The sequence below is a fragment of the Geodermatophilus tzadiensis genome, assembly GCF_003002915.1.
Classification (GTDB): domain Bacteria; phylum Actinomycetota; class Actinomycetes; order Mycobacteriales; family Geodermatophilaceae; genus Geodermatophilus; species Geodermatophilus tzadiensis.
Map to the genome: position 1 here is coordinate 1 of NZ_PVTG01000032.1, position 1,480 is coordinate 1,480.

The 1,480-nt window shown below is 73.1% G+C and carries 1 protein-coding gene; it reads right to left on the minus strand.

What is annotated here, in order from left to right; genetic code table 11:
• Window positions 1–39: 39 nt before the first annotated feature.
• A partial coding sequence (locus LY71_RS23005; RefSeq protein ID WP_342748035.1) for a M28 family peptidase occupies window positions 40–1,480 on the minus strand: 1,441 nt, incomplete at its 5' end.

The window sequence follows — 1,480 nt, forward strand, 5'->3', positions numbered from 1 at the left end:
CCGCGGTGGGGCCGGCGCATCGGCCCTACCGTGGCGGCCTCAGTACGGCTGTCTCGCCTCGGCGGCGTTGCTCGGGCCGTGTCCCTGGTCGACAGTGGCGGCGGGTACGGGCGCCACGGCGGCGAGTAGCTGCCGGGCCTCCTCCTCGAGGCCCAGGGGGGAGTTGGCGAAGCGCAGGGTCACGGCGGAGGCTGCGGCGGTCATCTCGTCCAGCGTCCGGTGGTCGATGTTGCTGAGGTCGTCGCACGACGCGTGGTAGCAGAAGTCGTAGGCGATGCCGGCCCGGCCGCCGAACAGCGCGGCCTGTTCCACGGTCTTGATCCCCTCGGCGCCGGTGAACAGCCCGCCGGAGGCGATGCCCTCGGCGATGAACGGCCCGTAGTCGCTGCGGCCGCTGAACTCGGTCTCACCCGAGGCCAGGCCTCGGGAGCCGAAGTGCTCGTGGAAGGCCGCCTCGATCGCGGCCGAGCCGGCCGGGGCGGGCACCGAGCCGTCGTCCGGGCCGAACGCCGAGGCGTCGCCGTCGTAGACGAAGCGGCCGTGGTTGGGGGAGCCGATCATGTCGAAGTTCAGGTACAGCGCGACGTTCCCGAGCGTCGCGGGATCGTTGGTCTTGAGGTCCGCGACGTAGTGGCGGGACCCGTGCAGGCCGAACTCCTCCGCGCCCCACCAGGCGAAGCGCACGGCGTTGGCGGTCTCCGTGCCCGCGAGCACCTCGGCGATGGCCAGGATCCCCGCGGAGCCGGAGGCGTTGTCGTTGATCCCGGGGCCCTGCGGGACGCTGTCCAGGTGCGCGCCGACCATGACCGTGCGCTCCGGGTTCCCCGAGCGGGTCTGGGCGAGGACGTTGAAGGTCTCCCGGCTCTCGGAGACGGTCTGCGTGCTGACCGTCACCTCGCCCCCGCCCAGCAGGGCGACCCCGGCGGCGTAGCTCAGGCCGACCACGGGGATGGTCGTCACCCCCGGGGCGCCCAGGGTGCCGGCGACTGCCCCCTCCGCCCCGGGCAGTCCCGTGTTGAAGATCAGCACCGCGGACGCCCCGGCGGCCGCCGCGTTGGCGGCCTTCACCCCGAAGGTGCACGTGCCCCGCTGGAGCAGAGCGATGTTCCCCGGCACGAAGTCGGCGAAGTCCCCGGCCTCGCACCCGCTGGTGCTCGCGGCCTTCTCGCCGGTCGTTCCCACGGCCTGCACCGGTGCCGTCACGGTCCCGGAGCCGGAATAGGTCATCACCGCGACGTCCGCGGCGGCGAGCGGCCGGCCGCCCGCGCTGACCGTGGCCGGGCTGACCTCCTGGAAGAAGGGAAAGGAGAAGGTCTGGACCCGCGGGGCGTAGCCGGCGGCCCTCAGCCTGCCGACCACGTAGTCGACACTGCCCCGGTAGCCGGACGTGCCCGAGGCCCGGTTGCTGTTGTTGGCGTTGGCGATGGCCTGGAACACCTCGAGGTGCTCCAGCACCTTCCCGGGAGGCACGTCCACCGCG